The sequence below is a fragment of the Corynebacterium sp. ACRPQ genome, assembly GCF_022347225.1.
In the GTDB taxonomy this organism is placed as follows: domain Bacteria; phylum Actinomycetota; class Actinomycetes; order Mycobacteriales; family Mycobacteriaceae; genus Corynebacterium; species Corynebacterium tuberculostearicum_D.
Genome location: NZ_JAKRNF010000012.1, coordinates 16,829 through 43,399, shown reverse-complemented (window position 1 = coordinate 43,399; position 26,571 = coordinate 16,829). Strand labels below are relative to the sequence as shown.

The following is a 26,571-nucleotide window of genomic DNA, read 5'->3' as shown; positions in this document are numbered from 1 at the left end:
GCTACGCTGCCCGCGCGCTCACCAAGGAAAAGACAAAAATTATTCTTCCGGGCGATCTTGTGGCTCGCCCACCGCAGGGATTCCGCCGCCGGGAACCTGCTTGTCTAGATTGGCGCGCTCGGCGGCGTCAGGAAAAGCCTTCGGGCCAGAAGGCTTGGGCTGATAGGAAACACCACGCTCGGCTGCATCGTCGTACCAATCCGCGAGCAGCTCGTTTTGGCGGCCGAACATTTCCTTCTCCTCGGCCGGAGTGGAGTGGTCATAGCCCAGCAGGTGCAGGCAACCATGGACGGTAAGCAAGGCCAGCTCGTGGCCGAGGGAGTGGCCGGCGGCCTCCGCCTGGCGCAGGGCAAACTCGGGGCACAGGACGATATCGCCCAGCATGGCCGGGCCTGGGTCGGCGGCATCGGGGCGGCCGCCACCGGCGATGGCGCCAGGGGTGAGCTCATCCATGGGGAAGCTCATGACATCGGTGGGGCCTTCCAGATCCATCCAGCGCACGTGCAGATCCTCAATGGTCTTCAGATCCACACAGGTGATGGTGCACTCAGCATCAGGGTTGATGTCCATGGCGCCGAAGGCATAAGAGGCGACGTCAATCAGCATCTCCTCGTTAACGCCTTCGAAGCCGGATTCATTGAGAAACTCGATACTCATTCCATTCCCTCGTATTCTGCGGCTTTCTTATTATCAAAGGTCTCATAGGCATTGACGATGCGCCCGACCAGTTGGTGGCGCACCACGTCTTTGGAACCCAGGTCCGCGAAGTGAATATCTTCCACGTTGCGCAGGATGCGGCGCACGATGCGCAGGCCGGAGACCTGGCCGTGTGGAAGGTCTACCTGGGAGACATCGCCGGTGACCACAATCTTGGAGCCAAAGCCCAGGCGAGTCAGGAACATCTTCATCTGCGCGGGCGTGGTGTTTTGGGCCTCATCAAGGATGACGAAGGCATCGTTCAACGTGCGGCCGCGCATATAGGCCAGCGGGGCGACCTCGATGATGCCGGCCTCCATGAGCTTAGGAATCATTTCTGGGTCGAGCATGTCCCGCAGGGCGTCATAGAGCGGGCGCAGGTAAGGGTCAATCTTGTCATTGAGCGTGCCTGGCAAAAAGCCGAGCTTCTCCCCTGCCTCCACGGCAGGGCGAGTGAGAATGATGCGCGAGACCTGCTTGGTCTGTAGCGCCTGCACGGCCTTGGCTACCGCGAGGTAGGTCTTGCCGGAACCGGCCGGGCCGATGCCGAAGACCACGGTATTATCGTCGATGGCCTGCACGTATTCGGACTGCCCCACCGTCTTCGGGCGAATGGCTTTGCCGCGGCGCTTAACGATGTCCGCCGCCAGCGCCGCCGAGACCGACTGCGGTGCCTCCACGGCCACCATGTCCATGGTGTGCTTGACCGTATCGGTGGATACGGCGTGACCGCGGCGGGCGATGGCCTCGAGCTCGTCGAGGATCTTGGCGGCACGGGCCACCTCATAATCGGGGCCCGTGACGGTGACGACATTGCCGCGAGCAAAAAGGTCCGCATCTAGGCGGTTATTGAGCACGCGCAAGTTATCGTCCGCGCTACCTAGCACGCTGCTGACGTAGGCGGAATCTAGCTCACATTTCTTCGTGATGATAGGCACGTGCTTTAGGCTACCAGCGCCGCCTACCAACGCTCGGTGCGCATGCCGATTGCCGCCAGCGCCACCATTGCCGCACTCGCTGTACGCAGCACTTCCGGGCCAAGCTTGATGGGCATGGCGCCGGCTTCTTTGAGGCGATCGAGCTCGGCGTCGCCAATGCCGCCCTCGGGACCGACGAGCAGGACGACATCCTCTGTGAGCGGCACGTCCTTGATGGAGGCGGTAGCCTCTTCGTGCAACACGAGCACGGTGGGTGCGGTGGAGGAAGCGCCGTCGCGGCCACTGGTGAGCTCTTGAGCGAGCTGCGGGGTGGTCAGCGGGCCGCGCACCTGTGGGATGCGGGCGCGACGGGATTGCTTGGCCGCGGAATCGGCGGCCGCCTGCCATTTGGCCACCGCCTTCGGCGCCTTCTTACCATCCCATTTAGCCACGCAGCGATCCGCCTGCCAGGCGATAATCTCATCCGCGCCGGCCTGGGTACCAAGATCCACTGCGAGCTCGGCACGCTCGGATTTCGGGATGGCCTGCACCACGCTCACCCGCGGGGTGGGATCGGGCGCGGTGTCGATGGAGTCGACCGTGCCCTCCAGGGAGTCCTTGCCCGAGGTAGCGGTGATGGTGAGGGTAAGGCGGGTACCGGTGCCGTCGATAAGCTCAAGGCGCTCGCCCTCCCCCATGCGCTTGACCGTTACGGCATGGCGGGCCTCCGGGCCAGAAAAACTGAAGGCCTCGCCGGTGCGCGCGGCGGAAAGATCCGGGTGGATGAAGACGGGCAGCGACATTAGCGGCGGAACTTATCGCGGATGCGGCTGAAGAAGGATTCCTCTTGGCCATCGCCGGTGGTGCGCACGCGCGCGCCCTCGTCGCGGGAGTTGCGGATCTTCTCCAGGGATTCGCGGGTCTTGCGGTCCAGGTCCTTCGGCACAACGACGTCCACGTGGGCAAAGAGGTTGCCGTAGCCATCGGTGCGCAGGCGCGGCATGCCGGCGCCATCGACCTTGATGGACTCGCCCGGCTGGGTGCCCGGCTCGATATCGATGGTGAGCTCTTCGCCATTGAGCTGGTCGATGGTGAAGTTGGTGCCCAAGGCGGCGTCAATCATCGGCACGCGCACGGTGAGGTTCAGGTCATCGGCATTGCGCTGGAAGACGGGGTGATCCTCCGTGTGGACCTCAACGTAGAGATCGCCGGCCGGGCCACCGCCGTGGCCGACCTCTCCCTGGGAGGCCATGCGGATGCGCATGCCATCATTGATGCCGGCCGGGATATTCACGGTGAGATCGCGGCGCTTCTTCACGCGGCCATCACCGGCGCAGTGGTTGCACGGATCGGTGATGACCTCGCCAAAGCCCTGGCACTTCGGGCACGGGCGGGTGGTCATGACGTTGCCCAAGAAGCTGCGCTGCATCTCCTGGATTTCACCCATGCCATTGCAGTTATCGCAGGTAACCGGCTTGGCCTTGGACTCGGAGCCGGTGCCACCGCAGCTATCGCACAGCACCGCGGTATCCACGGTGACCTTCTTCTTCAGGCCGGTATAGGCCTCTTCCAGGGTGATGCGGGTGCGCAGCAGGGCATCGTTGCCCGGCTGGACGCGGGACTTCGGCCCACGGGAACCGCCGGTACCGCCGCCAAAGAATTCGGCGAAGATATCGCCGAGGCCGCCGCCACCGAAGCCGCCAAAGCCCCCGGCGCCGGCACCGCCGCCACCCTGCTCCATGGGGTCGCCGCCCATGTCTACGATCTGGCGCTTTTGCGGATCCAGCAGGACCTCCTGGGCCAGCGCGGCATCGCGGAACTTTTCCGCGGCAGCGTCATCATCCGGGTTCAGATCCGGGTGATACTTGCGGGCCATTTTGCGGTAGGCCTTTTTAATCTCCTGGTCAGTTGCGTTTTTATCAACACCGAGGATGCCGTAATAGTCACGAGCCACTGTAAGAGATATTCCTTCTAATTCGTCTTGTTGGGGTTAACTTGAAAAAATAATGCGCGGCCAGCCAGTTTACTCGCACTGCTCGCCGGCCAAAATTTCGCTCACATACCGTGCAACGGCAGAGACCTTAGAAATTGTTCCCGAGTAATCCATAAAGGTAGGCCCCACCACGCCGAGGCCGCCGAGTGTAGCCACCTCATCGCCGGTGCCCAGGCCGTAGCCTGTAGCCACCACGGAGGCTTGGCGCAGCTGGTCTTCCTCGTTTTCCTCACCGATAACCACGGAGACGTTGCCCAAATCGGGCACGCGGGCAAGCAGCTTGAGGACGACGACCTGCTCCTCTAGTGCCTCAATAATCTTGGGCAAACCTTCCGGAAACTCGCGCGCCACGCGCGTGAGGTTGGAGGCGCCGGCCATAATGAGCCGGTCGGAGGGCTGTTCCACTAGGGTCTCGATGAGCGTGGTGGCCACCTTGAGCACGTGGTGGCGGATATCCAAGGGGGCGTCGTCGACGAGGTGGGCGAGCTCCACGGAGGCGTCGCTAAGCGTCTTGCCCACTAGTGCGCTATTGACGATGTCGCGCAGGCGGATGGTCTGGTCCTGGTCGATGATTTCATCGAGCTCCACATTGCGCTGGTCCACGCGGCCGTTATCGGTGATAAGCACCAGCAGCAGGCGCACTGGGGACAGCGCCACGACCTCGCAGTGCTTGACGCGCGAGACCTTGAGGTTGGGCAGCTGGACGACGGCCGCCTGCTTCGTCACCTGCGCCAATAGCTGCACCGAGCGGCGCAGCACATCCTCCAAGTCGACGCCGCCTTCCAAGAAGTTGAGCATGGCGCGGCGCTCCGGGGCCGACAGCGGCTTAACCTCGTGGAGAGAGTCCACAAAGTGGCGGTAGCCCTGCTGGGTGGGCACGCGGCCGGAGCTGGCGTGCTGCTGGGAGATAAGGCCCTGGGATTCGAGCACGGCCATGTCATTGCGGATGGTGGCCGAGGAAACTCCCAGCTGGTAGCGCTCTAGCAGCGACTTAGAACCAACCGGCTCCTGGGAGGCAATATAGTCCGCCACGATGGCGCGCAGGACTTCCTTGCGGCGGGCATCGGTTGAGGTAGACACTATGGCGCTCCTATTCGCTGCGGCGAATGATAAAATCTTTAAAATTCGGGACGGTGTACCGGACTTTACCGTGTTCAGGGGAATAAATGAGACCTTTGTTTATGAGCTTAGCCCGAACCGGACCAAGAGCCTTATTATCCTTCCCAAGGCGTTCACCGATTTCTTTTGTTTCCGCTGAACCATCGCCTAAGGCTGCCATGGCACTGAGATAGTCTCTTTCAGCTGGCGTAGCTCGATCCCAGCGGGCTTGGAAGAAGCTTGCGCCTGAAGGAACCAGTCCACCAGTCACGGCAAAAGACTAACAAGAAAATGGCGGAATAACAGGTTTCTCATCGACTGAGTCAAAACTAACTGGTTTGGTTTCTACTGAACTAAATCTAAAGGTCTGGGAACGAGGATTAGGTTTCTTCGGCGACGAGGAGATCGGTGATGATGCCATCGGCCAGCAGGCGGCCGGGCTTCGTGATGCGTACGCGATCGCCAGCGCGCTCGAGCAGGCCGCGGCCGATAAAGCGTTCGAGGGCGGGCGCGGCGTGGGCATCGAGCCAGGCCTCCGGGATTCCCTCGCGCAGACGCAGGCCGAGCATGATTTTCTCCATGTGGCGGTCGGCGTCGGTAAGCGTCTCGGTTTCTTTGATGGGCAGCTCGTCGCGGCCGAGGGCATCGATATAGCGCGAGGGGTGCTTGACGTTAAAAAAGCGCTCGTTGCCCAAATGCGAGTGGGCGCCTGGGCCGGCGCCCCACCAATTGCCGTCTACCCAGTAGATGCGGTTGTGCTCGCACTCGCCGCCGGGCTTGGACCAGTTGGAGACCTCGTACCACTCAAAGCCTTCTGCCTCGAGGGTGGAGGAAATCATCTCATAGCGCCGAGCCAGCACGTCCTCATCGGGGGCGGGCAGGATACCCTTGTTGACCTTGCGCGCCATGCGGGTGCCGTCTTCTACGATGAGCGAATAAGCACTGACGTGGTCCGCGCCGGTTTCTAGCACGCGATCGAGGGTCTCGCGCACGTTGTCATCGGTTTCGGTGGGAGTGCCGTAGATCATGTCCAGGTTGACGTGCTCGAAGCCGGCGGCGCGGGCCTCGCGGGCGGCGGCAAAGGCGCGGCCGGGGGTATGGGCACGCTCGAGGACCTGGAGAACGCCCGGGGATGCGGACTGCATGCCGAGGCTGATGCGGGTATAGCCGGCGTCGGCAAGCTGGGCAAAATACTCCGGTGAGGTGGACTCCGGGTTGGATTCAGTGGTGACCTCCGCCCCAGGCTTCAGGCCGAAGGTGGAACGGACGGTGTTCAGGATGCGGCTCAGGCCCTGCCCGCCCAGCAGCGAAGGCGTGCCGCCGCCAATGAATACGGTCTCGGCCGGGCGGCCCACGCGCGCGGCCGCCAATTCCAGCTCGCGGTCCAAGGCATCCAGGTAGGGCCCAGTGAGATCGCGCGAGCTGCCAAGCTCGCCCGGGGTATAGGTATTGAAATCGCAATACCCGCAACGAGTGGCACAGAAAGGAACGTGGATATACAGCCCGAAGGGTTCAGTCATGGATAAAACCCTAATAGGCCGGGAACAAAATGGCCGAAAGCGGGGTTGAGCATGTAGTATGTTTCCATCTTCCCAAGTAGAAAGGCACCCTCAGTGGAACCTCCGAGTCGATGTCCCTACCTCCTTCTAGGCGGTGGGGAGTAAATCATGTTATCGGCTATTTTGATGATCCTGGCCGGCTTCGTAGTCATTGGCCTCATCATCGTCGCGAACGCATACTTCGTGGCCCAAGAATTTTCCTTTATGTCCGTGGATCGCACGCAGCTGCGGACCCAGGCTGCTGAGGGGGATAAGACAGCCCAACGCGCGCTGGCTATTACTCAGCAGACCTCCTTCATGCTCTCGGGCGCGCAGCTCGGTATTACGATTACCGGCCTGCTCATCGGCTATGTGGCCGAGCCGCTCGTGGGCCAGGGACTGGGTACGTTGCTTGGCGGCGTCGGCGTTCCGTCCGCAGTGTCAGTCACCGTTGGTACCATCGCGGCACTTTTCATCTCCACGATTGCGACGATGCTGTTTGCGGAGCTCTTCCCCAAGAACTACACCATCGCCGCACCGATGAAGACGGCGCGCTGGCTGGCCGCCTCCACGCAGCTCTACCTGCGACTATTTGGCTGGCTCATCCACTTCTTCGAGTACTCTTCCAATGCCATCCTTAAGGTCTTTGGCATCGAACCGGTAGAAGACGTGGACTCCTCCGCCACCGCCGATGACCTGGAATCCATCGTGGATTCCTCCCATGAGGCCGGCGATCTGGATGAAAATACCTACATGGTGCTCGACCGCCTGCTGGACTTCCCCGAGCACGACGTGGAGCACGCCATGATTCCGCGCTCCCGCGTGGACGTCATTGACCCGGACACCACCCTCGGTGAGGTCCGCGAGATGATGTCTACCGACCACACGCGCTACCCCGTCATCGACGATGAGCACAATCCAATCGGCGTGGTGCATCTTATCGACGTCCTGGGAAGCGACCTGCCCGCCGCCACCAAGGCCACCAGCATCATGCAGGAGGCCGTCGTGGTCCCTGAGTTGATGCCGCTGCCGGATGTGGTGGAAGAGCTGCGCGATAGCGACCAGAAGATGGCGTGCGTGATCGATGAGTACGGCGGCTTCGTAGGCATCGTGACCATGGAGGACTTGGCCGAGGAAATCTTGGGCGATGTCACCGATGAGCACGATATCGAAGAAACCGAGGAAATCACCGAGCAGGACGAATCCCACTGGTTGGTCGACGGCGATACGCCGATTGATGAGATCGAGCGCGCCATCGGCCACGACCTGCCTGAGGGCGACTTTGAGACTGTCGCCGGCCTCGTCATTGCCCACTCCGGTGCTCTGCCTGAGGTAGGCGAGGAACACACCATCCAGCTCGAGGCCGAACCCGATGACTGGGTTGACCACGATGAAGCACCCGTCCGCTCCCTCCGCCTGCGCGTGCAAGAGGTGGACCGCCACGTACCGTCCGTGCTCGCCATCGAGTTGGTGGAGGATTACTCCGACCACTCCGATGATGCCGATAAGAAGGAGGATGCATAATGACCGAATCGTGGTGGTTTAACCTCCTCGTTACCCTCCTTATCATCGCCGCTTCCGGCTTCTTTGTGATTATCGAGTTCTCCTTGATGGGCGCTCGCCGCAACCGCTTGGAAGAGGATGCGGAAAACTCCCGTACCGCCCGCGCCGGATTGCGCTCGCTCAATGAGCTGACCATCATGCTCGCCGGCGCGCAGCTGGGCATTACCGCTGCCACCTTCGTCCTCGGTGCTGTAACCAAGCCCTGGGTGCACCACCTGCTCATGGCGCCGCTGGAGGCCGCAGGCCTACCGCTGGGCATTGCCGACGTCGTCAGCTTCCTCCTCGCACTCTTCGTAGTTACCTTCCTCCACCTCGTTCTAGGTGAGATGGCACCGAAGTCCTGGGCGATTACCCACCCGGAAACCGCCCTACAGGTCATCGCGGTTCCCGCGCGGGGCTTCGTGTGGCTCTTCCGCCCACTGCTGAAGTGGATAAACGTCATGGCAAATAAGCTGGTCGCCATGACGGGTGAGGAACCCGTCGACCGCGCCGGTGCCGCCGGCTATGATGCCGAAACCCTGCGCACCTTGGTTGAGCATTCCCGCGAGACCGGTGCTTTGGACGATGACTCCGCCAACCAGATTTCTGATGTCATCGAGCTGGAGAATTCCACCGTTGGCGCCATGGCCCGCGCCCACGGCTCTGAGGTAGTGCCCCTGCCTTCCGACGCCACCGTGGAGGATCTCCAAGACCTCGTGGTGCGCAAGAACATCATGCGCGTGCTGGTCTTTCCCAAAGACTCCCGCGTCCCGCGCGTGGTCCACGTGCGCGATACCCTGCTGGCCGAGCCGGAGGCCCCGGTACTCGAGTTCTCTCGCCCCGCTCTTTCTGTGTCTTCTTCTACCACCGTGCAAAAGACACTGGACCATATGCGTGCGCGCAATGAACAGCTCGTCATGGTGGGCAAGGCCGATAAGGACAATGCCGTGTGGATCCTTACCTGGGATGACATCATGGGCCAGCTGTGGCCGCAGATTACCGAGCAGCTAGACAAGGTCACCCCTCCCCCGGCCGTCTAGTTCGTGCCGCGTCCTCGCCCGCGCCCGCTTCTTTGTGGCCGGCGCGGGCTTTACCGTTTTTGCACCCACGTGCAAGGGATGTCGCCTCCGACTGTGGATAACTGTGGCCGTAACTTTCCCAGCCGCCACTTCGCTCACTCGCCTTTCCCTGCAGCCTTGTTATCCACAGGCCCGGCCGCCACCTCCTCGCGCCGGCCGGCAGCGTGCCCTTTCCTAGGAGGCATGACACCACCACTGACCAATATCGACTCCATCCGCACCAACCACCCCACCTTTTGGACCGACCTGAAAAACGGCACCTACCTCAAACTCGCACCGCGTATCGCAGTCCGGCGCGATCACTACCACTGCCTCGACTTCCCCTCCCAGCTGCGCCTGCGCGCCATCGCCGCCGCCCGCAGCGCCTATACCGCGGTGCTCATCTCCAAGTCTGCCGCCCGAGTGCACGGACTGTGGGTCATCGCCACGGCCGAGGAAAAGATTGAAATGGCCCTTCCCACCAATACGCTTCCCCACAAGGACCGCCGCCATCCCGAGCGCATCTACCGCAAAGCCTTACTTCCCGAGCCCGTCCTCGTGGACGGCACCCGCTGCGTTTCCAAGGCCCGCGCGGTTATCGACGTCGCCCGCTACCACGGCTTCACCGACGGCCTCATCGCCGCCGACTCGGCTTTGCGTTCCGGCCTCAGCCGAGAAGACCTCAAGGAAGAGTTTGCCCGCATGGGCCGAGTGCGCAATAGCCGCATCGTCCGCGCCGTAATCCACCACGCCTCTTCCCTTTCCCGCTCTCCCTACGAGTCTTTCGCCCGCGCCCTCCTCATTGAGGCCGATTTCCCCTGGCCCATGTTCTTCGAGGCGCCCTTCACCGCGCTGCCCGGCATCACGACCGCCCTATGCATCAACAGCGCCTACCTCATCGACATTATCCCCGCGAAGGCGCTTGCCCATCAGCGTGAGCGCCACCGACGTCTGCGCGAGGCCGGTTTCACCGTCCTCTGCTATACCCCGCGACAGCTCATCGACCACCCCACTCGCTTCCTGACCGACCTCATTTCCACCATCTCCGCCAGACAAAAAGCCGCCCGTTCTGCCTAAGTCCACGCCTCCCGCCTTCCTCTACCCCGTCCTTCGCGCTCACCAGCGGCGCTTTCACCGCGGAATCCGCTGCGCCGGTGAGCGCGAAGGGAGGGCGATGGCGAATGCCTCGCAAGCGAATCCACCGAAACTTCGCCTGCAATAAGGAAAGTCTTACTGGTTGATGCGCCATGGGACGCTATTCTTCGGCGGCATGCCGTGGGTGTAGAAGTAGTCAATGATGGACAGGATGCCCAGCACCGTGCCGCCACCTACGAGTGCAGCCAGGAAAGAGAACCCTACGACGGAAGACATGTCTGCGTCCTGGCCGTCCTTACCGTCCTGGCCTGGAACAACCGCAGCTTCGATAATGGAAAGCTCGGTGGATTCCTCAGAGGGCGGCTCTTCGGTGGCCGCTTCTTCTGCAGAGATCTCCTCAGTAGAAGTCTCTTCTGCGGACTCGGATGGGGTGGTCTCTGCAGAGGTAGCATCCTCAGAAGCCGGAGCCTCGGCGGCCCCCTCCGCACCGTCTACGGCGTACGGGGTGATGGACTCGGCGGCGTCTTCTTCCGCGTCGAGTTCTTCCATCGCCTTATCGCCGGCGTTGTTTTCCTCCAGCAGGTTGCCGTCCTCATCGAATTCGATGCCGTTGAGGCTAACGGTATCGTCGGTGGTCTTTTCCTCAACGAAGGTGGTGTCGTCGGCGGCGACGGCGCTAGAAACGACGGTAATGGAAGAGAAGGTGGCTACGGCCACTGCGCTGGCAATAAGGCGAGAAGTTCGGCGTGCGCCCATGGATTGACTCCCTGTAGATGTGGTTAAAAAATGACATTGCGCGCGCCGCGTGTGGATGGTGCTAGGTCACGGCGTTCGCATGGACGGGGAATACCCTACGGTGCGTTGAGAGTATTTTCTCCTTAGATTTTTACGGTTGATCCAGCAACAATACTGCTGGATACAGCACCCAAGCCGCTGAACAGGCATAATAAAAATTATATGGAACAGCCGTTAACCTAAAATTTCCCTAAATGCTTCCCCGAATTGGGGCACTCTGGCGCAGAAAAACTTCAACGGCCACCGAGAGAGGGAATCTCGGCGGCCGTGAACATCCCCTTGCGTGAAACAAGGAAGGCTATGTGATTTATGCAGTTGTAGCCCGGCGGGCCGCCTCGCGCTTAGCGCGGACCTTTTCCACCACTGCGGCAACGCGGGCGCGCTCTTCTAAGAACTGCGGTGGGTTATGCCCGCGCATCGTGCGGACATAGGCCGGGTGGGTATCAAGCACCGTGTGCTTCCACGCTTGGACCGCAATGAGGGCGGACTCGCCGGTGCGCTTGTACAAGTGCGGCAGCGAGACCATGTCGAGGTTGCGGGCCACGGCGTCGGTTTGTGCAAGCACGTACTCCACTACCTCGCGGAGGTAATCCGCCACGGCCTGGGTGCGAGAGCGCAGGGACTCGGCCAACTCGTGCACCACGATGGGCTTGGAGATGGGGAATCGCTCATCCAATAGGCGCGGGGTTAGTTGTTCCGGCTCTTCCACGTCGTTCACGCCGGAAGAAGCGGCGGAAATGGTGCCGGAGCGCACGCCGGAGACCAGGGCTTGGCGCAGGCCCATCAGCTCACCTACACAACGGCCGGAATCAACGCGGGCGTCTTCGACGATATCGCCTAGCTCAGCCAGGCAATCCATGCACAGCTCTTCGTCCCAATCCTCGATGGCTTCAATGAGGTGCTCGAGGTACTCTGCGACTTCGTCGCCGATATTGTAAATCTCTTGCGTAAGCTCGCGGTGGCGCAGCTCGGCGGCGATTTTGTGCATTGGCTTCGAGCCACTCCTTCCACGGTCCCATTTCTAACCTCTAGTAGAGGTTGAGGTTTGCTGTAACGCCTCACGACTTTATGCGAGATCCGCCGCCGCGAGCGCGCGACACTCCGAAGCCATTCACAGGTTTATGGCAGGTTCGCCCGCACTGGGGTGAGGATGGTGAGGTGAGCTGCAGAAGGGGGCGTCGGCAAGCAGGGCAAAAAGAAACACCCGAGGGAATTCCCTCGGGTGTACCCACCGCGCAGCCTAGCACTTGTACAGGTGCTCGATGGCTGCGGCGTAGCGCTGCGAAACCACGTTGCGCTTGACCTTCATGGTGGGGGTCAGCTCGTTTTCTTCCTCGGTTAGGTCAGATTCGAGGATGTAGAACTTCTTGATGCCCTCCGCATGGGAGACGGTGGCATTGACCTGGTTGATGGCATCCTGCAGCTCCGCGCGCAGGGTCGGATCGGTGGCCAGCTCGCGCATGGAGCGATTCTCCGGAATGTTGTGGTCTAGCTTCCAGCGCTTCAAAATGTCCGGATCCAGGGTCAGCAGCACGCCGACGAAGGGCTTGCCATCGCCTACCACCATGGCCTGGGAGATAAGCGGGTGTCCGCGCAGGATATCCTCCATCGGGCCAGGCGAGACATTCTTGCCGCCGGCCGTGACAATGAGATCCTTCTTGCGGCCGGTGATAACAAGCTTGCCGTCCTCATCAATCTCACCTAGGTCGCCGGTGTTGTACCAGCCATCCTCGAGGGCCTCGGCCGTGGCTTCCGGATTATTCCAGTAACCGTGGAAGACGATATCTCCCTTGATGCAGATTTCGCCTTCATCGTTAATGCGGAAGGTCACGCCACCCATCGGCGGGCCAACGGTGCCGATGGACTGGTCCACAAAGTCCACCGCGGCCGCGGCGGCGACCTCGGTCAAGCCATAGCCCTCATAGACCGGGATGCCGATGCCGCGGTACCAGTGCAGCAGGTCGTGGCCCATGGCCGAGCCACCGGTAATGCAGTAGCTCACGTTGCCACCCACGCCCTTGCGGATGGTGGAGTACACCAGCTTGTCAAAGACCTTGTGCTTGGCTTTCAGCAGGCGGTCCGGGCCCTCCGGCTTATCCAAAGCCTTGGAGTACTCGATGGCTACCTTCTCGGATTGCTCAAAAAGCAAGGTCTTGATGCCGGAATCGGCCACCTTAGCGGCAGCGGAGTTGCGCACCTTTTCAAAGACACGTGGCACACCCAAAATGACGTTCGGGCGGGAGCGGGCGAACTCGATAGAAATGGTGGAAAAATCGGACCAGTGGTTCTGGGAGGCACCGCGCATGGCCACCGCAATGGATACCGCACGGGCAAAGACGTGTGCCAGCGGCAGGAAGGTCAAGGTATGGCTGCCCGGCACGGCGAAGATGCCAATCGGGTTGGTGCACAGACCGCGGGTCTGGGCCAGCCAATTCCGATGGGTCAAGATACAGCCCTTAGGGCGACCAGTGGTGCCCGAGGTATACACCAGGGAGGCCAGGTCATCGGTGGAGGTGGCCTTGATGCGGGCGTAGACCTCCTCGGTGGCCACGCCGCGGCCCTCGAACTTCAAGGTATCGATGGCAGAGGAGTTAATTTCCAGCACGCGGCGCAGCTGGGAGGGGGAGCCCTTGAGGTTGGGCTCGCCGTCTTCTTGCAGCACCAGGTTTTCTACCAGCTCGGAGTGCTCGCGGGTTTCCGTAATGGCGAGCACGGCGCCGGAGTCCTCGATGATCCAGCGCACCTGGGAGGCGGACGAGGACGGATAGACCGGCACGGAGGCCGCACCGGCGGCCCAGATGGCAAAGTCCAGCAGGGACCACTCATAGCGGGTGGCAGAGATGAGGGCGACGCGGTCCCCCTGCTGCACGCCCAGTGCGATAAGTCCCTGGGCTACTTCAAAGACCTCATCGATGAATTCTTTGCCCGTGACGTTGACCCACTCGTAGTTAGCCGGGCGGGTAAACATGACGCCGTGAGGGCGCTTCTTGGCGGTGTCCATCAGGGCGGTCAAGCAGGTTTCGCCCGGCTCGATAGTAAATTGGGCTGGGGTGTGGACTTCTTGCAGGGTCACGCGGTGTCCTTTCGAACAGCTAATTATTAATCTCCGCCTACTGTACCAATCTGTTCCCCAGCAGGCGCGTTGTCCCCGTGGCACAATGTGGCCTGTGACTACCCGCGCCTTGCTTGAAGAACTCGCCCAGCGCCACGGTGTGGCCACCAGCTATACCTCCCAGTCTGGTTTCCCCGTCCACGTCGCTGAAGACACTATTGCCTATACCCTGCGCGCCTTGGGCGTGGCCATCGATGATAATCCGGACGATGCGGCACTGACGCAGCTGCTTTACGACGACTACCTGGACCGCTCCTCCCAGCCCCTCCCCCACTGCGTTGTCGCACCCCAAGGTCAAGAGCGCGGGTTCGTGGTCCACGTGCACGCGGGCGATGCCGCCAACGTACACATTGAGTTGGAGGAAGGAGGCACCCGCGAGGTCTACCAGGATCCCAATGATGCCCCGGACGCCAACGTCGATGGCACGCTTTGGGGCGAGGCGAGCTTCCACATTCCCGGGGACCTGCCCATGGGTTACCACGAATTGGTGCTGGAGTCCGGGGGCATCGGCAAGCATGCCAGCCCGCTCATCATTACCCCGGCGCGCCTTTCTACGGCCGATCAATTTGTGGAGCGCCCGATTAGCGGCGTGATGGCGCAGCTCTATTCGGTGCGCTCGGATTTCTCGTGGGGCATTGGTGATTTCCAGGACTTAGGCCAGCTGGCAGAAACACTCGCCCCGTACGCGGATTTCTTGCTGGTCAACCCGCTGCATGCGGCCGAGCCGCTGCCGCCGGTGGAAAATTCGCCTTACCTGCCTACCACGCGGCGCTTTATCAACCCGCTCTACCTGCACATCGAATCCATCCCGGAGCTCAAGCTCTTGCCAGAGGACTTACAGGATGATGTGCGCGAGCTGGCGGAGGAGTTTCGCCAGCGCAACCGCAGCGCCGAGGAAATTGAGCGCGATACCATTTTTGAGGCCAAACTACAGGTGCTGCGCGAGCTCTTTAATTACCAGCCCACCCCGGAGCGTGAGGAGGCCTTCGTGCGCTACGCCCGCGAGGAGGGCCGTGGACTGCGTGATTTCGCGGCGTGGTGCGCGCAGCAGGATGCCGCGGCGCAGTCGGGCCAGCGCCATGCCGAGGACCTGGATATGGACAAGCTCACCCGCTTTTATTCTTGGCTGCAATTCCTGTGCGATGAGCAGCTGGCCGCCGCCCAGCAGCGCGCGCTCGATGCCGGCATGCGCCTCGGCTTAGTCACCGACCTGGCCGTGGGTGTGCACCCGGGTGGCGCCGATGCGGTCAACCTCACCGAATACTTGGCGCCGCAATGTTCGGTAGGCGCCCCGCCGGATGACTATAACCAGCAGGGTCAGGATTGGTCGCAGCCGCCGTGGCACCCACAGCGCTTGGCCGCTGCCGGCTATGCCCCGTGGCGCGAGATGCTCTCCACCGTGTTGCGCCATGCCGGTGGCGTGCGCGTGGACCACATTTTGGGCCTATTCCGTCTGTACTGGATCCCCCGCATGGCCAGCCCGCTGACGGGCACTTATGTCTCTTATGACTTAGAGGCCATGGTGGGTATCTTGGCGCTAGAAGCAGAGCGCGCCGGCGCGGTGGTCATTGGTGAGGACCTCGGCACCCTGGAGCCATGGGTACAAGATGTCCTCGCCCACAAGGCGGTATTGGGAACATCCATCGTATGGTTTGAACGAGATGATGATAACTACTCCCCGCTGCCACAGGAAAAGTACCGCAAGCTGGCGCTGTCCTCGGTTAATACGCACGACCTGCCGCCGACCTTGGCGTACCTGCGCGGCGAGCATATTTCACTCCGCGCGCGTTTGGGCGTGCTGAACCGCTCGGTAGATGATGAGCAGCACGATGACATCGAGTGGCAGGCCCGCGTGCTGGGAGCGGTAGCTGACCGCGGCTTATTGCCGCAGCGCGATTACCGCGTGGATCCGGATGGGCGCGCCTCCCGCGGCGCGGAGGAGGATCTCAGCGTGGCCCTGCACCGGTATATCGCTGGCACGCCTTCGGCGCTTGTGTGCACCAGCTTGGTGGACATGGTGGGTGATGTACGCGCGCAAAATCAGCCGGGCACTACCCACGAGCTTTATCCCAATTGGTGCGTGCCGCTGTGCGATACGGCCGGTAATGCCCTACTTATCGAGGATCTTCCTGGGCTGGAATTCTTCCAGCGTTTGGAATCCACCAGCCGCAAGAGCTAGCACTGGATTCTCCCGCGCGGCTCCATCGGCGGGGTCTTTAAGTCCACAGGCCAATGAGCGCGACAATGATGATGAGGGCGATCATTGTCCACAGCGTGAGCGAGACGCGGGACTTGGGCAGGGCACGCTTGCGCTTTATCGGCTGCGCGCCCGGTGTATCTGTTGCGGCGGAAGACTGGGCGGCGCGCTTGGACTCGGGGTCCCAGAGGCCCTCGCGCGGATTGGCGCGCAGCTCGGCGCGTTCCTGCTGTGCGCGCTCGTTGTTTTCCTCAGCCATGGTGGTCTACTTTAGTGCGGCGGTTGCGCTGCTGAGAAATCACGCCTGCGGCGCGGTTGGCCACGCGATCGACTGCCCACATGAGGCACCAGGCGATGACCACCATGAGTGGCACGGCAATAGCCACCACGATGATCATTTGTATCCATACGGGCGCCTGCACCAAAAACTGCGAGAGCGTGCTGCCCAAGCTCGTCAACCACTCCATGGCACCTCATCCTACTTGCTCGCGGTAATCTGGCAGACATGTCGAGTGCCCAAATACCCGTTACCGTTGCCACCGCCTCCGGCCGGATTACCGGCGTGCGCCGAGATGGCCTGCACTATTTCCACTCGGTGCGCTATAGCACCATACCCAGCCCCTTCTCCCCCGCCAAGCCACTAGAGGGCACCTGTGACCAGGATGCCCGCGAGCCGCATCCAGACGACATTGCGCTGTCTATTACCGCGCCTGCCGACGCCGCCGAGTGCCCCGTCGTGGTCTATATCCATGGCGGGCGCTACGAGCACGGAACGCACGAAGACCCGCGTCTTACGGGTACGACAAATGCGCGCCACGGCGTTATTCAAGTGCAGGTGGGCTACCGCGTCGGTTTGGCTGGCTTCGCGCGCTTTGATGGCGATGAGGCGGACCGCTACCGCGGCATCGATGACTGCCTGCTGGCTTTGGAATGGTTGCAGGACAATATCGAGGCCTTTGGCGGGGATAAGACCAATATCACTTTGGTGGGCCAGTCCGCCGGTGCAGCGATGAGCCTATGGCTGACGCGCCGCGATCACTTCCGGGGTGGTTTCCGCCGCGTACTGGCACTCTCGCCAGCATTCCCGCGCGACCGTTTTGAGCACCGCGTGGCGGATCTGCGCAAGTGCCTCGGTGTGTCCATAACGCGCCAAGCTCTGGAGAAATTGGACCCAGAATCGCTAGCCAAGGGGTATGCCAAATTCCGCAAGAAATACCGCTTCGACGTTGCTTTAGGTCCTGCCCCATTGCAGGCCGAGGAGCTGGCGGATATTCCCATCGTGGTGACCTCTACCCGCGATGAGTTCTACGATATGCCCGCCGCGCAGCGCATAGACAAGATGGCGCTAGCCGGTTTTATTACCAGCTACCTTTCGCCCAAATTTGGCGTATCGCACGAGCACTTCAAGCAGTGGCGGCAGCTAGCGCACTACGTGGATCCGCAGCGGCCAATGGGCCGTCTCATCGGTGACGCCGCCGTGCGCCGGTGGGCCGCCCAGGTGGCTGCGCATGCCCCAGGCCCGACGTGGATGATGGAGTTTACGCGCACCCATTCCCCCGCGGTGCATTGTGCGGAATTGGGCCCTCTTTTTGACGGAAGCAGAAACGAGGCCGGCGAGGAAACCCCCGCCAGTGAGCTCAATGAATGGCTGCGCCACTTTGCCACCACTGGCGAGCCCGGATTCCCCAGCTACGGCGATGACCATAACGTGCTGGAATTTGACCTGGATACGGACGAGCGCCGCTTAGCCTATGCCACCTTGGATTATGTGGCCGCGGCCTTCTACGACGAAGATGACCTATAAAACTGGCGCACCGAAATTACAGCGCAGCGCGCAATTTATCGTCCGCTAGCTCGTCAATCATCCACGGGCTAAAGACTCCGGGCATGGCATCGGCCGCGGCGAAAAGCTGCGCCGGCTCGACCCATTGATAGGAATCCACCTCGTCTGGGTTGGGTTCCCACGCGGCGTCGGTAGAAAGCTCCACCGTGTACACGGGGCAGATTTCATTTTCTACCGTGCCCGAGGAATCCACGGCGCGATAAGAAAAATCCGGCAGGATAAGCTGCGGGGTAGACAGGTCTCCAGGCGCAATACCCAACTCAAAGGTGGCGCGGCGCAGTACCGCATCGGCGGTTTCCTCGCCGGGGGCGGGGTGGCCGCAGAAGGCATTGGTCCACACCCCGGGCCAGGTGAGCTTACCCAGCGCGCGGCGGGTTACCAGCACCTTGCCGCTGCAGGTTAGCCAGGCGGAGAAGGCAAAGTGCAGCGGAGTATCGGTGGTATGAACTTCGGCCTTGGGAGCGGTGCCGATGGGTTCACCCGCGGCAGAGGCCAAGACTACAAGTTCCGTCATAGATTAAGGTCTCCTACCCAGGTCACGTTGCCAATGTGCAAGCGAGCATTCCACAGATTGCCTGGCGTGACGTCAAAGCGGTACTGCAGGTTTACCGAAGCGCCCGCGCCCAACGGGTGATCGAGCCCCGGTGGCTCCACGTCTGGGGCAGATTCCTTGTCATAGGGCAAGGAGTTGATCTTGGCCCAGCCGCCGTTGCCGTCGGCACGCTCAAGGGTGGGATCTTCAAAGGCGTCGACCGGCAAGGGCACGTCGTTTTCATTCTTCAGCAGGATGGTCACCACGGAGCCACCGGAGTTATTATCGGAATACACCCCTTGCAGCTCCCAGCTCACGCCAAGGCCTTTATCCTCAACGGGTTCGGCCAGGTTAGAGGTGACCTCTTTATCGTCGGTGTCCTTGGCCTCATACGGAGCCTCTTCGGAACTGGAGACGGTGATATTGTCCCCGAGCCCTGTTTCTTCCGGCTGGAGAACGCTACATCCGGTCAGGGTCACGGCGAGAACGCTGACCACGCCCGCGCCGAATGTGTGAGAAATTTTCACCGTGGATGGATCCTTTGCACGCGAAGATTGTTGTATTTCTGCACAAGTACCTTAGCCTACTCCTTCCGGAACTTAGGCATTTACGCTCGTTAACGCCGCATGTGGCATACTGGGCAGTCGCTTAAATCTCTCCTATTTCCTAAATTCGCGCACTACCCGCCGTTTTGAATTGAGTGTGGTCATTTATGAATTCCATTTTGCGCATCACCCGCAGTGCTTCTGCCCTGTGGCCTTTTTATCTCGGCGTGCTAGCCGCCGCCGCGGTCACCGCGGTGCTGGCTTTGGTCTCTCCCTTTTTGACCCGCCAGGCCACCGATACCATCGTGGAGGCTCTGCAAAACGATGGCCCGGTCGACGCTGCGCTGCGCACCGTTTTACTCTTGGCCTTTGCGCTTTTTCTTGCCGACGCCGCCAATGCCCTCTTCCGCAATATCGGCGGCTATATCGGCGATGTCATGGTCGCGCGCTTGCGCCAAATCCTATCCACCCGCTACTTTGCCAAGCTTTTGGCACTTCCCCAAGGCTATTACGATAACCAGGTCACCGGCACGATCATCGCCCGGCTAGATCGCTCGATTGCCAATATCACGCAATTCGTACAGTCCTTTTCTAATAACTTTTTCACGATGATCATCCAGACCGTCGCCGTGCTGGCCATTACCGCGTGGTATTACTGGCCGCTGGCCATCTTGCTGGCTCTGCTCTTCCCCGTCTATATGTGGCTTACGGCGCTGACTTCGAAGCGCTGGCAGAAATTTGAGGCCACCAAAAATGAAAATATCGACTTAGCCAATGGCCGCTTTGCGGAGGTCATCGGCCAGGTCAAGGTGGCCAAGTCATTTGTGAGCGAGACCCGCGAGCTCGACCATTTTGCTCGCCGCTACCGTAGCGTGGTTGATACCACCAAGCCGCAATCCAACTGGTGGCACTTGATGGATACCTTCCGCGGGATTGCCATGGCATTAATCTTCTTGGGCATTTATGCGGTGGTCTTTTGGCGCACGCTCGAGGGCCACTTCACCCTCGGTGACATGGTCATGCTGTTGCAGATGGTGGCCATGGCCAAGCAGCCGGTGTTCATGATGAGCTGGATCGTCGACTCTGCCCAGCGCGCGATCGCCGGCTCTAAAGACTATTTCAAGGTCATGGAAGAAGACCTCGAACCCACCGCCTCGCGCGAGCTGGTAGCCGCCACCACCGGCTCCGATACCCCGCAACTGGATCTCACTCCTATCCCGCCGCTCGAACCCACACCCGGCGCGCCGGTCTTCTCCTTTGACCACGTCTCCTTCGCCTACGAGGAAGGCAAGCCCGTGGTGGAGGATATTTCCTTCGCCGCCTCTGAGGGCCACAAGGTGGCGCTCGTGGGCGAATCCGGCGGCGGCAAGTCCACGTTGGTCAATCTCCTGCTAGGCCTTTACCACCCCTCGGCCGGGCACCTGGATGTATTGGGGCACCGGGTAGACGATCTCACCGCCTCGCGCCTGCGCGCCTCGGTGGGTGTGGTCTTCCAGGAGTCCTACCTCTTTTCCGGCACCATTCGCGAGAACATCGCTTATGGCAAGCCGGGTGCCACGGAGGAGGAAATCGTGGACGTCGCCAAGCGCGCCAATGCCCATGAGTTTATCCAAGCCTTCCCGGACGGCTATGACACGGTCATTGGTGAGCGCGGTCTGAAGCTTTCCGGCGGGCAGAAGCAGCGCGTCTCCGTGGCGCGCGCCATGCTCAAGGACGCGCCCATCCTGGTCCTGGATGAGGCCACCTCGGCGCTGGATACCAAGTCCGAGCGCGCCGTGCAGGCCGGCCTGGATGAGCTAATGAAGGACCGCACCACGCTGATTATTGCCCACCGCCTGTCCACCATTGCGGATGTGGATACCATCATCACCCTGGATCGCGGCCGCATTGATGAAATGGGCTCGCCGGCCGAACTGGCGCAATCCGGTGGCATTTATGCCGAGTTGCTCAAACTCACCCAATCCACCTCGGCCGCGGACCGCCGCCGGTTGAAGAAGTATGGTTTTGTCTCCGGCCCTGCCTCCGAATCCGAAGACGCGGAGGAGGACTCCCGGTGGGCTGACAAGGCAGATGAATAAAAGCGCATAAAAGCGCTGGGGTGGCCGCGGGCTTCGCGTTATGGTTATGGCCATGGAGTTTCCTAGCCTAGAAGAGTTGCAAGCCCGCGGAACCCGCAAGTGGACCGTCTTCGAGGAAGACGTCCTGCCGCTGTGGATCGCGGAGTCCGATTTCCCCACCGCGCCCGCCGTAAAAAAGGCGCTGGAAGAGATGGTGGATAAGGAAACCTTTGGCTATACCCCAGCGCCTAAGGCCTCGGGGCTGCGCGAGGCTGTGGCTGATTTTTATGACACGCGCTATGGCTGGCGCCCCAACTCGGAACATATTTTCTGGATCGGGGACGTAGTGCGGGGTCTTTTGCTAGGAGTGCAGTACTTTACCCGCGAAGGCTCCCCGGTCATCGTGCCCGTGCCTTCCTACCCTCCACTGCTGGAGCTACCACGCACCGCAGGCCGCGAAAAGATCGAGACCAGCTTGGAACTGGACGATATTGAGCGCGCCTTCCAAGCGGGCGCTGGCTCTATTTTGCTGGCCAATCCCTATAATCCACTCGGCCGTGTGTTGGACGAGGACTACCTCACCGGCCTGGTAGAACTGGCAGAAAAATATGATGCGCGCATCCTGGCCGATGAAATCCATGCCCCGCTGGTCTATGAGGGCCGGCATATTCCGGTGGCCTCGCTCGGCGCGGCGGCCGCGGAGCGCACCATCACGGTAACCGCGACGTCCAAGGCCTTTAATACAGCTGGCCTGAAGTGCGCGCAGATCATTTTCTCCAACACGGCCGATGTACACACGTGGAATGGCCTCACAGGCGTAGCCAAGGATGGCACGGGCACTCTAGGCGTGCTTGCTGCGGAGACTGCCTACCGCAAGTGCGGCGACTTCCTCGATGAAGAAATAGCGTACCTGCGACAGACCCGCGATTGGTTGGTGGAGGAGCTGCCTCAGCGCATCCCCGGCTTAAAGACCAGCAAGCCGGACGCCACCTACCTCCTGTGGTTGGATTTTGCCGATACCGCTATCGGCGGCAACCCGCAGCCGGCCAAGTGGTTGCGGGAGAATGCGAAGGTAGCGCTTAATGAGGGCGATACCTTTGGCACCGGCGGCCCGGGTCATGCGCGATTGAACTTTTCTACCTCACGCGAAATCTTGGAAGAAGCGCTCGACCGCATGGAGCGCGCCTTCGCGGACCTCGATTAGGCCGAACCAGCTGGGACCACCATGTATTCTGCGTCACCCCCACGCTTTGATTTCTCACCATGTGGGCGGTAATGTCTCATTACACGAACAGGCGTGACCCGCCACCTCGGACCGCGAAGAGGCACCCCGCCTCCGCCACCACCCTCGGCGGAATGGGAAAGCTTCCTCGCATTCTAGCTGTACATGGAAAATTAAGGAGCCACAATGGCTACCCCAGTTGCGTCAAGCACCTCTAAGCCCGGCGCCACCATCGTAATTGCGTCGCTGATGCTGTTTTCGATGTTCTTCGGCGCCGGCAACCTCATCTTCCCGCCCATGGTGGGCGTTTCGGCCGGCACCAACTTTTGGCCCGCCGTCCTCGGCTTCCTGGCCGCCGGCGTGCTCCTTCCGGTCCTAGCTATTGTTGCCGTTGCCATTTCTGGCCGCTCCGTGCGCGATTTGAGCTCCAACGGCGGCGCCCTCTTCGGCTTGGTCTTTTCCGTGATGGCCTACCTGGCCATCGGTGCTTTCTACGCCCTGCCGCGCACCGGCGCCGTGTCCATGGAAACCGCCATTACCCCACTTCTGGGCTGGGAAGGAACGATGGCCAATGGCATCTTCAATATCGTCTTCTTCCTTATCGCTTTAGTGCTGGCCTGGAGCCCGAACACCATCATCGATACCTTGGGGAAGTTCCTTACCCCAGCCCTGGTAGCGCTGTTGATCGTCCTTATCACTTTGGCCGCTTTTAGCAACGGCCGCGATCCCCAGACCCCTACCGAGGATTATTCTTCTTCCCCCATGGTCACCGGCCTGTTCGAGGGCTATAACACCATGGACGCGATTGCCGGCTTGGCCTTTTCCATCGTGATTGTTGCGTCCTTGCGCTCCAAGGGTTTTAAGACCCGCAAGTCCCTGGTCAACGGCACCATCACCGCCGCGCTTATTGCGGGCTTTTTGCTGGCCGCCATCTATCTAGGCTTGGCGTGGGTAGGCCAAACCATTCCTAACGGCCAGTCCTATGAGTCGGGAGCGCCCCTGCTTGCCGACGCCGCCAATCTCACCATGGGCACCATCGGCCAGGCAGTCTTCTCTGCCATCGTCATCCTGGCCTGCATGACCACCGCGGTGGGCCTTATCACCTCCACCTCGGCCTTCTTCGAGATGCTCATGCCCAAGGTCAAGTACCACGTATGGGCGTGCCTGTTTACCGCGCTGTCCATCCTCTTTGCCTTCCAGGGCCTGGATACGGTGCTGTCTATCGCGGTTCCGTTCATCACCTTCTTGTACCCACCCGCTATCTCCCTGATCGCCCTCACCCTGATCCAGCCGGTGGTAAAGAAGTCCGTCGTCTTTTACTGGACCTACCGCCTGGCGCTGTGGGTATCGGTGCTGTGGTCGGCTCTGTCCGTCATCGCCGCCCAGGGCTGGGGCGCCGACACACTCGATCCCCTCTTGAGCCTGGCGCCCGGCCAGTCCGTGGACTTGGGCTGGATTGTTCCTACCGCTATCGCGGCAGTCATCGGCCTCGTTGTCGATATCGCCACCAAGGCCGGCGAGAAGCACGCCGCCGCCAACCCACAAGCGGAAGAACCGGCCGAGGCTGAGGCCCTCGCCGGGGCTTAGTACCCTTCTCCTGCTTCACTCCCCTCCCTCTCCGCACTGCATCGCAGCGCCGAGGCGGAGGGGAGATTTCTGTGTGCCTACCGCTCCCCACGCAGCCTTGCTGTATCGCCCCCGGACCGGAATAGTCGAGCGGCGCGTACCGTTGGAAGGAGAGAACTTATAGAGCACCTACCGAAGCAAAGGAAGGCCCTCCACCGTGACCGAACGCGCGCATCTTTCCGTCTTGGACTTCTGCACCATCTATGAGGGCGAAACTCCAGCACAGTCCATCGCCCGCTCCGTGCAATTGGCACAGGAAGCAGAGAAACTGGGCTACTCCCGCATGTGGTACACCGAGCACCACAATATGAAGTCCATCATGTCCTCTTCCCCGGCCGTGCTCATCGCGCACATCGGTGCGAAAACAGAGCGCATCCGCTTGGGCTCCGGCGGCGTGATGCTGCCCAACCACTCCCCTTATGTCATCGCCGAGCAATTCGGCACCTTGGAGGAGATGTACCCCGAGCGCATTGACTTGGGCGTGGGCCGCGCCCCCGGCACGGACATGAATACCCTGGGCCGTGCCCTGCGCCGCGACGCCCACTCTGCCGAGCGCTTCCCCGAAGACGTCAAGGAGCTCAACTCCTACCTCGAGGGCAAGTCCTATATCCCTGGAGTCAGCGCCATTCCAGGCGCGAATACCAACGTGCCTATCTATATTTTGGGCTCGTCCATGTTCGGCGCCTCGCTGGCCGCCAAGCTCGGCCTGCCTTATGCCTTTGCCTCCCACTTCGCCCCGCAGCACCTCGAGCAGGCCACCACCTACTACCGCGAGCACTTCCAGCCTTCCGAGCGCTTTAGCAAGCCCTATGTCATCGCCGGCGTCAACGTCACTGCCGCCGATACCACCCAAGAGGCACAGGAAGAATACGAGCGCGTGTGCTTCAATCGCGTCAAGGCCTTCGCCGGCCGCGGCAAGCACCTCACCGACGAGCAGGTAGAGCAGATCATCGGCTCGTACCAGGGCCAGCAGATCCTAGACATGCTGAAGTACTCCGCCGTCGGCACCGCCGATGAGGTGGCCAACTACCTCGATACCTTCCAGGAGCACGCCAAGGCCGATGAGCTCATGGTCTCGCTGCAGTCCAGCTCGCACGAGGAAGTAATCAAGAATATGCAGCTGCTCGCGCAGGGCTGGCAGCTCGATCCGGCACGCGTTGCCGGCACCCCGAGCTAGTCTTCGGCCCGCACCTGGCCCAGGTGGTCAATGGGAACGCCGGGGAACCGTTCCCGGAGCTTTCCCTCGAGTTCCCGCGGGCCCAGGTTCGCCTGCTCCGGCAGGCGGGCCGAATACCGTTGGGCCTCGTCCAAGGTAGAAACGCGCACCCCGCCTGGAATCAGGGCGAGGAAATTCTGACCCAACTCGAGCGAATAGAACTGCACGCGCTCTAGTTCAGAGGCGGCGAAACTGATCCGCTGGTGGGGCAAGGAAATCTCCTCGCCGATCCGCAGCACCGGACGCGCCCGGCGCCGCACGGAGGCCACCACCGCCAGCATGGCGCACAGCGCCCCGCCTAGGGGCATGAGCGCGGCAATGAGATAAACGGAATGCAGGCGCGTATCGGCCGGTTCCTGCAACGCCGAGTAGATAAGCACCCCACCGATAACCAGCAGCGCGATGGCGATGATGATCGCCACCGCTACCGCCTTGCCTAGGCGCGCGCTGCCGCTGGCAGCGCGTACTTCAATCGTTTCGGTGCTCTCGTCCACGGTCACATAGCCTAGCGTGCTCGCCTAGCATCTCGGTGCTGGTCGGACGGCGCGTGGCCTTTTCCTTTGCCTTCTCCCCTCGGCCGGGCGGGGATCAAATGCGCAGTAGCGTTATTGCATTAGCGCGCCTTTGCAAAATGGAATAACATTACTGTGCTTCGCTCCGCTGGGAAAGGCCCCGGAGAAACTAAGGACAAAGGTTGAATGAGCCCACGCGATAAACAGCAGCATCAGAAGATCGCTTATTACCTGCGAGAACAGATCAGCTCCGGCGTGCTGCAACCAGGCGATTTCCTGCCTAGTGAAGCAGACTTGTGCGAGAAGTTTTCTTCCTCCCGCGGACCCGTGCGCCAAGCCGTTGCAGCTTTGCGGGCCGAAGGGCTAGTGTCCTCAGGCCGCGGGCGCCGCTCCACCGTTTTGGCCTCGACCCAGGCAGAGCTTTTTGAATCGATTTACTCCATTTCCAGCTGGCTGAGCGAATATGACGTGGATCCGCAACAGCACACCCTCTGGTTAGCTCGCCGCCGCGCTCCGCGAGACATCACCCGCTTTCTGCGCGTAGACCCAGAACAAAATGTCGTCTTTGTCCACCGCGTGCGCTATGCCGAAGACCACCCCATTGCCATCGAGCGCATGTATTTCCCCATGGTGGTGGGAAAGCACATCCTGGACTTCGATGCGGATGCCGGATCCATTCATGCGCACCTGCGCGATTGCGGCGTGGACTTTGATAATGTGCGCCGCGAACTCACGTTGGAAGAAGCCAATGCCGAGGATGCTGAAGCGCTTGGCGTGGCTACGGGTACCCCGCTGTGGCGGCTGCAGATGGAGATTTCCAACCACTCCGGCGAGCCGGTGGAATTGGCGGTCTATCTCTACCGCGCGGACCGCATGAAGCTGGCGATGAATAGCGTGCGCGGGGGCGTTTCACCCCTAGAAGTTATCCCCACTCCGGGAAATTTTGCATAAGTTTCACGGCAGCTAAACCCACCGGC

The 26,571-nt window shown here is 61.2% G+C and carries 25 protein-coding genes; 10 read left to right on the top strand and 15 right to left on the bottom strand.

Annotated elements, in window-relative coordinates; genetic code table 11:
* Positions 1-39 precede the first annotated feature (39 nt).
* From ybeY to hemW, 7 genes are all read right to left on the bottom strand, one after another.
* On the bottom strand, positions 40-657 hold the full coding sequence (gene ybeY, locus MHY24_RS08245) for an rRNA maturation RNase YbeY (protein WP_005326445.1): 618 nt from the start codon (positions 655-657) through the stop codon (positions 40-42).
* On the bottom strand, positions 654-1,634 hold the full coding sequence (locus MHY24_RS08240; RefSeq protein ID WP_239194127.1) for a PhoH family protein: 981 nt from the start codon (positions 1,632-1,634) through the stop codon (positions 654-656). The genes ybeY and MHY24_RS08240 overlap by 4 nt, the downstream gene beginning before the upstream one ends.
* A 23-nt stretch (positions 1,635-1,657) precedes the next feature.
* Positions 1,658-2,416 carry a 16S rRNA (uracil(1498)-N(3))-methyltransferase gene (locus MHY24_RS08235; RefSeq protein ID WP_239229476.1) on the bottom strand — a complete coding sequence of 253 codons (759 nt, stop codon included), beginning with the start codon at positions 2,414-2,416 and terminating at the stop codon, positions 1,658-1,660.
* Positions 2,416-3,567: a molecular chaperone DnaJ gene (gene dnaJ / locus MHY24_RS08230; protein ID WP_239229466.1), complete on the bottom strand. Its 1,152-nt coding sequence runs from the start codon at positions 3,565-3,567 to the stop codon at positions 2,416-2,418. The genes MHY24_RS08235 and dnaJ overlap by 1 nt, the downstream gene beginning before the upstream one ends.
* A 69-nt stretch (positions 3,568-3,636) precedes the next feature.
* Positions 3,637-4,686: a heat-inducible transcriptional repressor HrcA gene (hrcA, locus tag MHY24_RS08225; RefSeq protein WP_239229464.1), complete on the bottom strand. Its 1,050-nt coding sequence runs from the start codon at positions 4,684-4,686 to the stop codon at positions 3,637-3,639.
* A gap of 10 nt (positions 4,687-4,696) precedes the next feature.
* A complete protein-coding gene (locus MHY24_RS08220; protein ID WP_239229462.1) occupies positions 4,697-4,975 on the bottom strand; it encodes a hypothetical protein in 279 nt (92 codons plus the stop codon).
* A gap of 109 nt (positions 4,976-5,084) precedes the next feature.
* A complete protein-coding gene (gene hemW, locus MHY24_RS08215) occupies positions 5,085-6,224 on the bottom strand; it encodes a radical SAM family heme chaperone HemW (protein ID WP_239229451.1) in 1,140 nt (379 codons plus the stop codon).
* A 147-nt stretch (positions 6,225-6,371) separates the two neighbouring features.
* Here hemW and MHY24_RS08210 point away from each other — a divergent pair, with 147 nt between their 5' ends.
* The 3 genes from MHY24_RS08210 to MHY24_RS08200 all read left to right on the top strand — a co-directional run bounded on the left by MHY24_RS08210 (position 6,372) and on the right by MHY24_RS08200 (position 9,919).
* Positions 6,372-7,766, top strand: coding sequence for a hemolysin family protein (locus tag MHY24_RS08210; RefSeq protein ID WP_239229449.1), 1,395 nt, complete (start codon positions 6,372-6,374; stop codon positions 7,764-7,766).
* Positions 7,766-8,824, top strand: a complete 1,059-nt coding sequence (locus tag MHY24_RS08205; RefSeq protein WP_239229440.1) for a CNNM domain-containing protein — start codon at positions 7,766-7,768, stop codon at positions 8,822-8,824. The genes MHY24_RS08210 and MHY24_RS08205 overlap by 1 nt, the downstream gene beginning before the upstream one ends.
* A 222-nt stretch (positions 8,825-9,046) precedes the next feature.
* Complete coding sequence (locus tag MHY24_RS08200) at positions 9,047-9,919, top strand: hypothetical protein (RefSeq protein ID WP_239229438.1); 873 nt, start codon at positions 9,047-9,049, stop codon at positions 9,917-9,919.
* Between the two features lie 153 nt (positions 9,920-10,072).
* Here the strand turns inward: MHY24_RS08200 and MHY24_RS08195 are convergent, their stop codons facing one another.
* The 3 genes from MHY24_RS08195 to MHY24_RS08185 form a co-directional block, all read right to left on the bottom strand.
* Positions 10,073-10,693, bottom strand: a complete 621-nt coding sequence (locus tag MHY24_RS08195) for a hypothetical protein (protein WP_239229436.1) — start codon at positions 10,691-10,693, stop codon at positions 10,073-10,075.
* Positions 10,694-11,039: 346 nt separating this feature from the next.
* Positions 11,040-11,720, bottom strand: coding sequence for a hypothetical protein (locus tag MHY24_RS08190; protein ID WP_005324183.1), 681 nt, complete (start codon positions 11,718-11,720; stop codon positions 11,040-11,042).
* Positions 11,721-11,972: 252 nt separating this feature from the next.
* A complete protein-coding gene (locus MHY24_RS08185) occupies positions 11,973-13,805 on the bottom strand; it encodes a long-chain fatty acid--CoA ligase (RefSeq protein ID WP_239229434.1) in 1,833 nt (610 codons plus the stop codon).
* Between the two features lie 94 nt (positions 13,806-13,899).
* Between MHY24_RS08185 and malQ the strand changes: the two genes are divergently transcribed.
* Positions 13,900-16,023 carry a 4-alpha-glucanotransferase gene (gene malQ / locus MHY24_RS08180; protein ID WP_239229432.1) on the top strand — a complete coding sequence of 708 codons (2,124 nt, stop codon included), beginning with the start codon at positions 13,900-13,902 and terminating at the stop codon, positions 16,021-16,023.
* A gap of 37 nt (positions 16,024-16,060) precedes the next feature.
* Here the strand turns inward: malQ and MHY24_RS08175 are convergent, their stop codons facing one another.
* Together MHY24_RS08175 and MHY24_RS08170 are read right to left on the bottom strand one after the other, a co-directional pair.
* Positions 16,061-16,300 carry a hypothetical protein gene (locus MHY24_RS08175; protein ID WP_204611235.1) on the bottom strand — a complete coding sequence of 80 codons (240 nt, stop codon included), beginning with the start codon at positions 16,298-16,300 and terminating at the stop codon, positions 16,061-16,063.
* Complete coding sequence (locus MHY24_RS08170; protein ID WP_239194141.1) at positions 16,293-16,508, bottom strand: hypothetical protein; 216 nt, start codon at positions 16,506-16,508, stop codon at positions 16,293-16,295. Before MHY24_RS08170 ends, MHY24_RS08175 begins: the two co-directional genes overlap by 8 nt.
* 38 nt (positions 16,509-16,546) lie before the next feature.
* Between MHY24_RS08170 and MHY24_RS08165 the strand changes: the two genes are divergently transcribed.
* Entirely contained in the window at positions 16,547-17,845 is a 1,299-nt protein-coding gene (locus MHY24_RS08165; protein ID WP_239194143.1) for a carboxylesterase family protein, read from the top strand.
* Between the two features lie 16 nt (positions 17,846-17,861).
* Here MHY24_RS08165 and idi read toward each other — a convergent pair whose 3' ends face one another.
* Together idi and MHY24_RS08155 are read right to left on the bottom strand one after the other, a co-directional pair.
* Positions 17,862-18,398, bottom strand: a complete 537-nt coding sequence (gene idi / locus MHY24_RS08160; RefSeq protein WP_239194145.1) for an isopentenyl-diphosphate Delta-isomerase — start codon at positions 18,396-18,398, stop codon at positions 17,862-17,864.
* A complete protein-coding gene (locus MHY24_RS08155) occupies positions 18,395-18,943 on the bottom strand; it encodes a hypothetical protein (protein WP_239229430.1) in 549 nt (182 codons plus the stop codon). The genes idi and MHY24_RS08155 overlap by 4 nt, the downstream gene beginning before the upstream one ends.
* A gap of 185 nt (positions 18,944-19,128) precedes the next feature.
* Here MHY24_RS08155 and MHY24_RS08150 point away from each other — a divergent pair, with 185 nt between their 5' ends.
* The 4 genes from MHY24_RS08150 to MHY24_RS08135 all read left to right on the top strand — a co-directional run bounded on the left by MHY24_RS08150 (position 19,129) and on the right by MHY24_RS08135 (position 25,043).
* On the top strand, positions 19,129-21,039 hold the full coding sequence (locus MHY24_RS08150; protein ID WP_239229428.1) for an ABC transporter ATP-binding protein: 1,911 nt from the start codon (positions 19,129-19,131) through the stop codon (positions 21,037-21,039).
* Between the two features lie 52 nt (positions 21,040-21,091).
* Positions 21,092-22,222, top strand: a complete 1,131-nt coding sequence (locus MHY24_RS08145; protein ID WP_239229426.1) for a MalY/PatB family protein — start codon at positions 21,092-21,094, stop codon at positions 22,220-22,222.
* Positions 22,223-22,426: 204 nt separating this feature from the next.
* Positions 22,427-23,827: a branched-chain amino acid transport system II carrier protein gene (gene brnQ, locus MHY24_RS08140; RefSeq protein WP_239194153.1), complete on the top strand. Its 1,401-nt coding sequence runs from the start codon at positions 22,427-22,429 to the stop codon at positions 23,825-23,827.
* 196 nt (positions 23,828-24,023) lie between these two features.
* Positions 24,024-25,043: an LLM class flavin-dependent oxidoreductase gene (locus MHY24_RS08135; protein ID WP_239192482.1), complete on the top strand. Its 1,020-nt coding sequence runs from the start codon at positions 24,024-24,026 to the stop codon at positions 25,041-25,043.
* Here MHY24_RS08135 and MHY24_RS08130 read toward each other — a convergent pair.
* Positions 25,040-25,576 carry a hypothetical protein gene (locus MHY24_RS08130; protein ID WP_239192479.1) on the bottom strand — a complete coding sequence of 179 codons (537 nt, stop codon included), beginning with the start codon at positions 25,574-25,576 and terminating at the stop codon, positions 25,040-25,042. The genes MHY24_RS08135 and MHY24_RS08130 overlap by 4 nt on opposite strands.
* 204 nt (positions 25,577-25,780) lie before the next feature.
* Between MHY24_RS08130 and MHY24_RS08125 the strand changes: the two genes are divergently transcribed.
* Entirely contained in the window at positions 25,781-26,545 is a 765-nt protein-coding gene (locus MHY24_RS08125; protein WP_239192476.1) for a GntR family transcriptional regulator, read from the top strand.
* The last annotated feature ends 26 nt before the right edge of the window (positions 26,546-26,571 follow it).

What these genes read in the sequence shown, in the direction of transcription:
- hemW (WP_239229451.1), bottom strand. Translation starts at nt 6,224, where the DNA reads ATGACTGAACCCTTCGGGCTGTATATCCACGTTCCTTTCTGTGCCACT.
- MHY24_RS08175 (WP_204611235.1), bottom strand. Translation starts at nt 16,300, where the DNA reads ATGGCTGAGGAAAACAACGAGCGCGCACAGCAGGAACGCGCCGAGCTG.
- MHY24_RS08235 (WP_239229476.1), bottom strand. Translation starts at nt 2,416, where the DNA reads ATGTCGCTGCCCGTCTTCATCCACCCGGATCTTTCCGCCGCGCGCACC.
- brnQ (WP_239194153.1), top strand. Translation starts at nt 22,427, where the DNA reads ATGGCTACCCCAGTTGCGTCAAGCACCTCTAAGCCCGGCGCCACCATC.
- idi (WP_239194145.1), bottom strand. Translation starts at nt 18,398, where the DNA reads ATGACGGAACTTGTAGTCTTGGCCTCTGCCGCGGGTGAACCCATCGGC.
- ybeY (WP_005326445.1), bottom strand. Translation starts at nt 657, where the DNA reads ATGAGTATCGAGTTTCTCAATGAATCCGGCTTCGAAGGCGTTAACGAG.
- MHY24_RS08150 (WP_239229428.1), top strand. Translation starts at nt 19,129, where the DNA reads ATGAATTCCATTTTGCGCATCACCCGCAGTGCTTCTGCCCTGTGGCCT.
- MHY24_RS08165 (WP_239194143.1), top strand. Translation starts at nt 16,547, where the DNA reads ATGTCGAGTGCCCAAATACCCGTTACCGTTGCCACCGCCTCCGGCCGG.
- MHY24_RS08210 (WP_239229449.1), top strand. Translation starts at nt 6,372, where the DNA reads ATGTTATCGGCTATTTTGATGATCCTGGCCGGCTTCGTAGTCATTGGC.
- MHY24_RS08170 (WP_239194141.1), bottom strand. Translation starts at nt 16,508, where the DNA reads ATGGAGTGGTTGACGAGCTTGGGCAGCACGCTCTCGCAGTTTTTGGTG.
- MHY24_RS08205 (WP_239229440.1), top strand. Translation starts at nt 7,766, where the DNA reads ATGACCGAATCGTGGTGGTTTAACCTCCTCGTTACCCTCCTTATCATC.
- MHY24_RS08200 (WP_239229438.1), top strand. Translation starts at nt 9,047, where the DNA reads ATGACACCACCACTGACCAATATCGACTCCATCCGCACCAACCACCCC.
- MHY24_RS08190 (WP_005324183.1), bottom strand. Translation starts at nt 11,720, where the DNA reads ATGCACAAAATCGCCGCCGAGCTGCGCCACCGCGAGCTTACGCAAGAG.
- MHY24_RS08195 (WP_239229436.1), bottom strand. Translation starts at nt 10,693, where the DNA reads ATGGGCGCACGCCGAACTTCTCGCCTTATTGCCAGCGCAGTGGCCGTA.
- MHY24_RS08145 (WP_239229426.1), top strand. Translation starts at nt 21,092, where the DNA reads ATGGAGTTTCCTAGCCTAGAAGAGTTGCAAGCCCGCGGAACCCGCAAG.
- MHY24_RS08125 (WP_239192476.1), top strand. Translation starts at nt 25,781, where the DNA reads ATGAGCCCACGCGATAAACAGCAGCATCAGAAGATCGCTTATTACCTG.